Source organism: Paraburkholderia rhizosphaerae, assembly GCF_004366595.1.
Taxonomy (GTDB): Bacteria; Pseudomonadota; Gammaproteobacteria; order Burkholderiales; family Burkholderiaceae; genus Paraburkholderia; species Paraburkholderia rhizosphaerae.
In genome coordinates this window covers 38,228-47,224 of sequence record NZ_SORE01000039.1, presented here as the reverse complement: position 1 = coordinate 47,224, position 8,997 = coordinate 38,228, and the positions used below count along the sequence as shown (strand labels likewise).

Here is an 8,997-nt window from a genome sequence, read left to right as displayed (position 1 = left end):
GAAGGACATCCAGACCGGCGAGTACGCGAAGAGCTTCATCATCGAAAACCGCGCGGGTGCGCCGACGCTGCAGTCGCGCCGTCGCCTGACGGCCGAGCACCAGATCGAACAGGTCGGTGGGAAGCTGCGCGCGATGATGCCGTGGATCGCGAAGAACAAGCTGGTCGACCAGTCGAAGAACTAAAGTCTGCCGCAGTTCTCGAGGTTCTTCCCAGCGGCGGGCTTCGGCCCGCATGCCGACGGCCCGGCGCGTTGCTGCGCCGGGCGGCTCGACCGAAGCTGACGAAAGCCGTCCAGGCGTGCTGAACCCTGGACGGCTTTTGCTATCCTACGGTTTTACAAAAACACAGAAGCCATCCATCCATGAATTACCCTCATCCGATCATCGCGCGCGAAGGCTGGCCATTTATCGGAATTGCCGTTGTCGTGGCGCTGTTGGTCCATGCCATTCTGGGGTTTGGCATTGCGTGGCTGTTCTGGCTGCTCGTCATTTTCATCGTTCAATTCTTCCGCGATCCGGCAAGACCCATTCCGACGCAGGCCAACGCGGTGCTGTGTCCCGCCGACGGACGCATCGTCGCCGTCGAAACCGCGCATGACCCGTACGCGAAACGCGAGGCGCTGAAAATCAGCGTGTTCATGAACGTGTTCAATGTGCACTCGCAACGCTCGCCAGTCGACGGCGCAATCTCTAAGGTCGAATACTTTCCGGGTTCGTATCTGAACGCCGCGGTCGACAAGGCGTCGCTCGAAAACGAGCGCAATGCAATCGTGATCGAAACGGCGAGCGGCGCGACCGTCACGTCGGTGCAGATTGCCGGCCTGATCGCGCGGCGCATTCTTTGCTATGTGCGTGCCGGCGAGCCGCTGACGCGCGGCCAGCGCTATGGTTTCATCCGGTTCGGTTCGCGCGTCGATGTATATCTGCCGATGGGTAGCCGCCCGCGTGTGTCGATCGGGGAGAAGGTGGCCGCCTCGTCGACCATTCTGGCCGAACTATAAAGCGGCGCACGGAGACTGCGATGGCCCTTAAACCGCGTCGACCCCGCAGCAGCGCCGCACCGCAAGTGCGGCCAATCAGACCGTTTCGCCGCAACAAGCCGGCGGCCGACCCGGTGCTGCCGGCCGTGATCGACAGCCGGCGCGCCGCGCGTCAGCAATTTCTGCGCAAGCGCGGCATCTATTTACTGCCGAACGCGTTCACTACCGCGGCGCTCTTTTGCGGCTTTTTCGCGGTCGTCCAGGCGATGAACGTGCGCTTCGAAGTCGCGGCCATTGCGATTTTCGTTGCGATGGTGCTCGACGGTATGGATGGGCGCGTCGCGCGCATCACGCATACGCAAAGCGCATTCGGCGAGCAGTTCGACAGCCTGTCGGATATGGTGTCGTTCGGCGTCGCGCCGGCGCTCGTGATGTACGAATGGGTGCTGAAGGACCTCGGCCGCTGGGGCTGGCTCGCGGCGTTTGTCTACTGCTCGGGGGCGGCGCTGCGTCTGGCTCGCTTCAACACGAATATCGGCGTGGTCGACAAGCGCTTTTTCCAGGGTATGCCGAGCCCGGCCGCCGCGGCGCTGATTGCAGGTTTCGTGTGGCTTGCCACCGACAACCGCGTGCCGCTGAAGCTCGGCTGGCTGCCGTGGGTCGCATTCGCGCTGACGATCTACGCGGGCGTGACGATGGTGTCGAACGCGCCGTTCTATAGCGGCAAGGCGCTCGATATCCGGCACCGTGTGCCGTTCGCGGCGACGTTGCTGGTCGTGATGCTGTTCGTGCTGGTGTCGTCCGATCCGCCGCTGATGCTGTTCGGTCTGTTCGTGCTGTACGGGCTGTCCGGTTATGTGTTCTGGGGGTATCAGGCGCTGCGCGGCCGGAGCAATCCGGCGCGCTCGTCGCAGCGGCAGCCGTGACCGGGCGTTGCCGCGAAAAGCGGTTTTCAAGGTTAGCCGCTGCATCGGGCGCCGTTACATCGAACGCGATGTGTGACACGCCGTTCAACCGGAACGGCCGTCTGCCAGTTCCGATCGCTTGCCGCTGACCGTCGCATTTCGTTTTTAATCGCCGCTTTCGTTTCAGACTATCGCGCCTGGCGGACAAAGCCCGTCCTGAAGCGGCTTCTCACGCGTTGACGCGCATCCGGGCGCGTTGAAACCCTTTAGGTATCGGTTATCGTGAATTGCGCGAAACGTTGAATATCGCTATAGTCGCTGGCATGGCACTTTCCAAGTTCCCCTTCCTGACTCTGCAAGCCGGCGCGCTACTACGCTCGCTAGCTTCGGCGCGCCTGTCGCGCTGATCGTTTTCGCCCTCCGTCTGCCTCGTCGTTGTTAGCGTCGCCAGCCGGTGGCGCAAACACCCGTATTCCTTCTCGATTTGAATTGACCGAATCCCCAGGAGACCTGAGATGGCAGACAAGCTGATCATTTTCGACACGACGTTGCGCGACGGCGAGCAATCGCCCGGTGCGTCGATGACGAAAGAAGAGAAAATCCGTATCGCGAAGCAGCTCGAGCGGATGAAGGTGGACGTGATCGAAGCCGGCTTCGCCGCCAGCTCGAACGGCGATTTCGATGCGATCCAAACGATCGCGTCGACAATCAAGGACAGCACCGTCTGCTCGCTCGCGCGCGCGAACGATAAAGACATCCAGCGCGCCGCCGATGCGCTGAAGCCCGCCGATCATTTCCGGATTCACACCTTTATCGCGACGTCTCCGTTGCATATGGAGAAGAAGCTGCGCATGACGCCGGACCAGGTGTTCGAGCAGGCGAAGCTCGCGGTGCGTTTTGCGCGCAAGTTCACGAACGATGTCGAATTCTCGCCAGAAGACGGCAGCCGTTCGGACATGGATTTTCTGTGTCGCGTGCTCGAAGCGGTGATCGCCGAAGGCGCGACCACGATTAATATCGCGGACACGGTCGGCTACGGCGTGCCGGAACTCTACGGCAACCTCGTGAAAACCCTGCGCGAGCGCATTCCGAACTCGGACAAGGCGGTGTTCTCCGTGCACTGTCACAACGACCTCGGGATGGCGGTGGCCAACTCGTTGGCCGGCGTACAGATCGGCGGCGCGCGTCAGGTCGAATGCACGATCAACGGGCTCGGCGAGCGCGCGGGCAACACGTCGCTCGAAGAAATCGTGATGGCGGTGAAGACGCGCAGAGACTACTTTGGCCTTGACGTCGGCCTCGATACGACGCAGATCGTGCCGACCTCGAAGCTCGTGTCGCAAATCACGGGTTTTGTCGTGCAGCCGAACAAGGCGGTGGTTGGCGCGAATGCGTTTGCGCACGCGTCCGGCATTCACCAGGACGGCGTGCTGAAGGCGCGCGATACTTATGAAATCATGCGCGCGGAAGACGTGGGCTGGACCGCGAACAAGATCGTGCTCGGCAAGCTGTCGGGTCGCAACGCATTCAAGCAGCGTCTGCAGGAACTGGGCATCGCACTCGACAGCGAAGCCGAATTGAATGCCGCGTTTATGCGGTTCAAGGAACTCGCGGACCGCAAGGCCGAGATCTTCGACGAGGACATCATCGCGATCGTCACCGAGGAATCGGCTGAAGCGCAGGATAAGGAGCATTACAAGTTCGTGTCGCTCGCCCAGCACTCGGAAACGGGCGAGCAACCGGAAGCGCGGATCGTGTTTTCGGTCGAGGGCAAGGAAGTTACCGCTGAAGCGCGCGGCAACGGGCCGGTCGACGCGACACTCAATGCGATCGAAAGCGAAGTCGGCAGCGGCGCGGAGTTTTTGCTGTATTCGGTGAACGCGATTACGACCGGCACGCAAGCGCAAGGCGAGGTGACGGTGCGCTTGTCGAAGGCAGGCCGTGTGGTGAACGGTGTCGGCACCGATCCGGATATCGTCGCGGCGTCGGCGAAAGCGTATATTGCTGCGCTGAACCGCTTGTATACCGGAGTGGACAAGCTGAATCCGCAGCGCTCGTAAGCGCGAGCACACTGGTACAACAAGAAACAAAGCCCCGTGCGGCCGGTGGGCCGCACGGGGTTTTTTGATAATGGCGACCGGCTTAGAAGAAGCTGCGGCGATCCGGGTCGTGTAGCGGGTCCGGCGTCTTCTGGGTGAGCCGCAGGATGCCCTGCTCGTCGAAGTAGAAGCTATACAGCATGTACCAGACGTTGTCTTCGTAATACCGATAGGTCCAGACCTCGCGCTTCATCAGCGGGAAATAGGACGTTTCCTCCGGGCGGCCGAAGTTGACGAGCACGTCGCTACGCGTCCATTTGCCGATTTCCGCGTGGTAGAACTCGCTGGGCTGCAGCACCTGGCGCACGCTGACAATCCTTCCCTGCGCGTCGATATCGGCGGCGGTCGTGTATTCGCCCATCGGCTGCGTCGGCCACATCAGCCGCTTGCCGCCGTTCGGCAGATCGTAGACTTCGCGCGGCGGCCCGAGGCGGGCGATCACCGTCGACTGGTCGGCGCCCGCCTGATAGCCCTGCCACGGCTGTGCGCAGCCGGCGAGCGCTAGCGCGCCGGCGCAGGCCACGAGCGCGCGGCGCATGCGCGCGCGCCGCGTAACGGCAGCGCACGCGGTTGAAAGGCGATTGAACATGAACTTCTCCAAAGGCGTTTTCACGGTTATTTCTATCGTGGAGATGCGTTATTTTGACATGCCGTGCGGCGAAAGATTTTCAAACCGCGTAGCGATTCAATTGCGTGCGGGGTTCCACAACGGGCGACGCTTTGTGCTGTCCTGTCCGACCGGCCGGGATTCTCCGGGCTTTCCGGCTGTGCTACAATACGCGCTTCGTTGCAATCCAGCGGTTTCGCTGTAACCCACGGCACGGCCCTTCTTCCGTGACCGCCTGTTGAATCAAAGGAAATTAAATGACTGTTGCTGAAATCAAGAAATCCGACGTCGTCGCGCAATTCGCTCGTGGCGCTAACGACACCGGCTCCCCCGAAGTGCAGGTCGCATTGCTCACGTCGCGCATCAACGAGCTGACCGCACACTTCAAGGCCCACACGAAAGACCATCACAGCCGCCGCGGTTTGCTGCGCATGGTGAGCCGCCGTCGCAAGCTGCTCGACTACCTGAAGGGCAAGGACGCCGACCGTTATCGTTCGCTGATCGAGAAGCTGGGTCTGCGTAAGTAAGCGGGTCGTTCTTTCAGCAAAGTGCCTGTGTCAGTTCCACTGATGCAGGCATTTTGTTTTTGAACGGTGCGCAGCGTGCGAGTTGCGCGAATGGAAGTGAGCTCGAAGCAGTAGTGCACTTCGCACGAATGCAACGGGTAGCCGCCTGTTATCGCGCCCGAAACGTCGGCTAACTGCCGATAACGTCGGGAAACGTAGCACCGTCGGGTCGGCTCGAATGTGGCTGCGGGCGCTGGCAAAAAGCGATTGTTAAGAGCGGTTGATAAAAGCGGTTGGCCACAGCAACCGGCAACAGCGGGCGATAACAACCAGCAAACAAAGAGCGGCAAAATCAGCGGGCACAGCGGCACACGCCGGTGTCGTTCGCATTAGCAGGCAGCAGCAAAAAACTACCGGGCTTCAGGGCAGAGCGCTGTGTCATTCCAGCGGTTCGCGCATCCGGTGCGCGACTCTCTGGAATGGCATAACACTCCTCTTCCCCTGCGGCGCCGGTTCGGGTGTGGTCGTGGCGCATTGGCGCTCGCGGCATGACGAAAAGATCAATGGAGGACAAATGTCTATGTTTAACAAGATCGTCAAAGAATTTAAGTGGGGGCAGCATACGGTTCGCCTCGAAACGGGTGAAATCGCCCGTCAGGCGGGAGGCGCGGTGCTCGTCGACGTCGAAGACACGGTCGTGCTCGCGACGGTTGTCGGCGCGAAGAACGCGAAGCCGGGTCAGGACTTCTTTCCGCTGACCGTCGACTACATCGAGAAAACCTATTCGGCCGGCAAGATTCCGGGCGGTTTCTTCCGCCGCGAAGGCCGTCCGTCCGAAGGCGAAACGCTGATCTCGCGCCTGATCGACCGTCCGCTGCGTCCGCTGTTCCCGGAAGGCTTCTACAACGAAGTGCAGGTTGTCGTGCACGTGATGTCGATCAACCCCGAAGTGCCGGCCGATATCCCGGCGCTGATCGGCGCATCGGCCGCACTCGCGGTCTCCGGTCTGCCGTTCAACGGCCCGGTCGGCGCCGCGCGCGTCGCGTACATCAACAACGAATATGTGCTGAACCCGACGCGCACGCAGATCAAGGAGTCGCGTCTGGATCTGGTGGTCGCCGGCACCGAGCGTGCGGTGCTGATGGTCGAATCGGAAGCCGACCAGCTGCCGGAAGACGTAATGCTCGGCGCGGTCGTGTTCGGCCACGAACAGATGCAAACCGCGATCGACGCGATACACCAACTGGTGCGCGATGGCGGTAAGCCCGAGTGGGACTGGCAGCCGGCGCCGAAGAACGAAACGCTGATCGCGCGCGTCAACGAGATCGCGTACAACGAACTGCTTTCCGCTTATCAAACGCGTGACAAGCAGGCCCGTTCGGCGAAGCTGAAGGAAGTCTACGCAGCGACGTCGGCGAAGCTCGAAGAAGAAGCGGCCGCCTCGGGCGGTACAGCCGCCGACAAGGCGACCGTCGGCAATGTGCTGTTCGACATCGAAGCGAAGATCGTCCGTTCGCAAATCCTGAACGGCGAGCCGCGCATCGACGGCCGCGACACGCGCACGGTGCGTCCGATCGAGATCCGTACGGGCGTGCTGCCGCGCACGCACGGTTCCGCGCTGTTCACGCGCGGCGAGACGCAGGCGCTGGTCGTCGCGACGCTCGGCACGAAGGGCGATGAGCAGATCATCGACGCGCTCGAAGGCGAGTATCGCGACCGCTTCATGCTTCACTACAACATGCCGCCGTTCGCGACCGGCGAAACCGGTCGCGTTGGGTCGCCCAAGCGCCGCGAAATCGGTCACGGACGTCTTGCGAAGCGCGCACTCGTCGCCTGTCTGCCGAGCGCCGACGAGTTCGGCTATTCGATTCGCGTGGTGTCGGAAATCACCGAATCGAACGGTTCGTCGTCGATGGCGTCGGTGTGCGGCGGCTGCCTCGCGCTGATGGACGCCGGCGTGCCGATGAAGGCGCACGTCGCGGGTATTGCGATGGGTCTGATTCTCGAAGGCAACAAGTTCGCGGTGTTGACTGACATCCTCGGCGACGAGGACCACCTGGGCGACATGGACTTCAAGGTGGCCGGCACCGCAGACGGCGTCACCGCGCTGCAGATGGACATCAAGATCCAGGGCATCACGAAGGAGATCATGCAGGTCGCGCTCGCGCAGGCGAAGGAAGGTCGCATGCATATCCTCGGCAAGATGACCTCGGCCGTGGCGGGCGCGAATACGCAGCTCTCCGAGTTCGCGCCGCGCATGATCACGATCAAGATCAATCCGGAAAAGATCCGCGACGTGATCGGCAAGGGCGGCTCGGTGATCCGCGCGCTGACCGAGGAAACCGGCACGACCATCGACATCTCCGACGACGGCGTCGTGACGATCGCGAGCACGAGCGCCGAAGGGATGGCCGAAGCGAAGAAGCGCATCGAGAACATCACGATGGAAGTCGAAGTGGGCCAGGTGTATGAAGGCACCGTGCTGAAACTGCTCGACTTTGGCGCGATCGTGAACATCCTGCCGGGTAAGGATGGTCTGTTGCATATCTCCGAGATCGCAAACGAGCGCATCAAGGACATCAACGACTATCTGAAGGAAGGCCAGCAGGTGAAGGTCAAGGTCATCCAGACGGACGAGAAGGGCCGGGTGCGGTTGTCGGCGAAGGCGCTGTTGAACGACGGGGCCGCTACGCAACCCGAACCGACGCCGCAGCAGTAACAGCGCGTCGATCAAACGGCCGGCAGCGTGAATGCGCGCCGGCCGTTTTTCATGTAGGGTGGATTGCATTGCGAACCCGCGGTTTTCAGCGCAATCCTCACCTTTGGAGACGACAGCGATGAAAGCGATCGAAATTACCGAGTTCGGCGCACCGGAAGTGTTGAAGCTTGCGGAACGTCCGATGCCGGAGCCGAAAGCGGGTGAAGTACTGATCAAGGTGTCGGCATCCGGCGTGAACCGGCCGGACGTGTTTCAGCGCAAGGGCGCGTATGCGCCGCCGCCCGGCGCGTCGGATTTGCCGGGGCTCGAAGTCGCGGGCGAAATCGTTGGCGGAACGATCGACGCCAAACATAACCCGTTCAGTTTGAAGGTCGGCGATCGTGTGTGCGCGCTGATGGCGGGCGGCGGTTACGCGGAGTTCGCCGCGGTGCCGCTCGCGCAATGTCTGCCCGCGCCGAAGGGCTTGACCGATATCGAAGCGGCATCGCTGCCCGAAACGTTTTTCACGGTCTGGAGCAACGTGTTCGACCGTGCGCAACTGGGTAAGGGCGAAGGCGGTGCCGACGAAACATTTCTCGTGCAGGGCGGCTCGAGCGGTATCGGCGTGACGGCGATCCAGATCGCGCATGCGCTCGGTTTCCGCGTGTTCGCGACAGCCGGTTCGGACGACAAATGCCGCGCATGCGAAGCGCTGGGCGCCGAGCGGGCGATCAACTACAAGACGGAGGATTTCGTCGAAGTGGTGAAGTCGCTGACGAACGATCGTGGCGTCGACGTGATTCTCGATATGGTGGCCGGCAGCTATGTGCCGCGTGAGCTCAAGGCGCTCGCGGACGGCGGCCGTCTGGTGCTGATTGCGCTGCTTGGCGGCGCAAAGGCGGAAGTGAATCTGAACGACGTGTTGCGACGCCGGCTCACGATTACCGGTTCGACACTGCGTCCGCGGCCGGTCGAGTTCAAGGCGAAGATCGCTGCGCAACTGAAAGAGCTTGTCTGGCCGCATCTCGAAGACGGAACCATCAAACCCGTCGTGCACCGCGTGTTCCGGGCTGAAGAGGCCGCGCAGGCGCACGAGTTGATGGAGAGCAGCACGCATGTTGGCAAGATCGTGCTGAATTGGGGCGCGGACGCCTGATCGAACGGATTGACGCATGCGGTCACGTCAGCCGAACGCAATTTG

The 8,997-nt window shown here is 61.8% G+C and carries 8 protein-coding genes and 1 pseudogene; 8 read left to right on the top strand and 1 reads right to left on the bottom strand.

Annotated elements, in window-relative coordinates; genetic code table 11:
- From BX592_RS31470 to BX592_RS31455, 4 genes and pseudogenes are all read left to right on the top strand, one after another.
- Nucleotides 1–184 (top strand): annotated as a pseudogene (locus BX592_RS31470) (ketol-acid reductoisomerase); the annotation flags it as partial.
- Nucleotides 185–363: 179 nt separating this feature from the next.
- The gene (locus BX592_RS31465; RefSeq protein WP_134197195.1) at nt 364–1,002 is read left to right on the top strand and encodes a phosphatidylserine decarboxylase; all 639 of its coding nucleotides are present in this window, start codon (nt 364–366) and stop codon (nt 1,000–1,002) included.
- A gap of 20 nt (nt 1,003–1,022) precedes the next feature.
- Nucleotides 1,023–1,907 carry a CDP-diacylglycerol--serine O-phosphatidyltransferase gene (pssA, locus tag BX592_RS31460; RefSeq protein ID WP_134197194.1) on the top strand — a complete coding sequence of 295 codons (885 nt, stop codon included), beginning with the start codon at nt 1,023–1,025 and terminating at the stop codon, nt 1,905–1,907.
- Nucleotides 1,908–2,401: 494 nt separating this feature from the next.
- Entirely contained in the window at nt 2,402–3,946 is a 1,545-nt protein-coding gene (locus BX592_RS31455) for a 2-isopropylmalate synthase (RefSeq protein WP_134197193.1), read from the top strand.
- Nucleotides 3,947–4,028: 82 nt separating this feature from the next.
- Here BX592_RS31455 and BX592_RS31450 read toward each other — a convergent pair whose 3' ends face one another.
- Complete coding sequence (locus BX592_RS31450; RefSeq protein WP_208328008.1) at nt 4,029–4,574, bottom strand: hypothetical protein; 546 nt, start codon at nt 4,572–4,574, stop codon at nt 4,029–4,031.
- On the opposite strand from BX592_RS31450, the gene BX592_RS31445 reads away from it, so the two are divergent.
- The 4 genes from BX592_RS31445 (at nt 4,573) to BX592_RS31430 (ending at nt 8,952) form a co-directional block, all read left to right on the top strand.
- Nucleotides 4,573–4,797 (top strand): hypothetical protein, encoded by a 225-nt coding sequence (locus BX592_RS31445; protein ID WP_134197192.1) that lies wholly within the window; start codon nt 4,573–4,575, stop codon nt 4,795–4,797. The two genes, BX592_RS31450 and BX592_RS31445, sit on opposite strands and share 2 nt — an antisense overlap.
- 52 nt (nt 4,798–4,849) lie before the next feature.
- Nucleotides 4,850–5,119, top strand: a complete 270-nt coding sequence (rpsO, locus tag BX592_RS31440; RefSeq protein WP_075157608.1) for a 30S ribosomal protein S15 — start codon at nt 4,850–4,852, stop codon at nt 5,117–5,119.
- 553 nt (nt 5,120–5,672) lie between these two features.
- Entirely contained in the window at nt 5,673–7,817 is a 2,145-nt protein-coding gene (pnp, locus tag BX592_RS31435; RefSeq protein WP_134197191.1) for a polyribonucleotide nucleotidyltransferase, read from the top strand.
- Nucleotides 7,818–7,935: 118 nt separating this feature from the next.
- A complete protein-coding gene (locus tag BX592_RS31430; protein ID WP_134197190.1) occupies nt 7,936–8,952 on the top strand; it encodes an NAD(P)H-quinone oxidoreductase in 1,017 nt (338 codons plus the stop codon).
- Nucleotides 8,953–8,997: the final 45 nt, after the last annotated feature.

What these genes read in the sequence shown, in the direction of transcription:
- pssA (WP_134197194.1), top strand. Translation starts at nt 1,023, where the DNA reads ATGGCCCTTAAACCGCGTCGACCCCGCAGCAGCGCCGCACCGCAAGTG.
- BX592_RS31430 (WP_134197190.1), top strand. Translation starts at nt 7,936, where the DNA reads ATGAAAGCGATCGAAATTACCGAGTTCGGCGCACCGGAAGTGTTGAAG.
- rpsO (WP_075157608.1), top strand. Translation starts at nt 4,850, where the DNA reads ATGACTGTTGCTGAAATCAAGAAATCCGACGTCGTCGCGCAATTCGCT.
- BX592_RS31445 (WP_134197192.1), top strand. Translation starts at nt 4,573, where the DNA reads ATGAACTTCTCCAAAGGCGTTTTCACGGTTATTTCTATCGTGGAGATG.
- pnp (WP_134197191.1), top strand. Translation starts at nt 5,673, where the DNA reads ATGTCTATGTTTAACAAGATCGTCAAAGAATTTAAGTGGGGGCAGCAT.
- BX592_RS31465 (WP_134197195.1), top strand. Translation starts at nt 364, where the DNA reads ATGAATTACCCTCATCCGATCATCGCGCGCGAAGGCTGGCCATTTATC.
- BX592_RS31450 (WP_208328008.1), bottom strand. Translation starts at nt 4,574, where the DNA reads ATGTTCAATCGCCTTTCAACCGCGTGCGCTGCCGTTACGCGGCGCGCG.
- BX592_RS31455 (WP_134197193.1), top strand. Translation starts at nt 2,402, where the DNA reads ATGGCAGACAAGCTGATCATTTTCGACACGACGTTGCGCGACGGCGAG.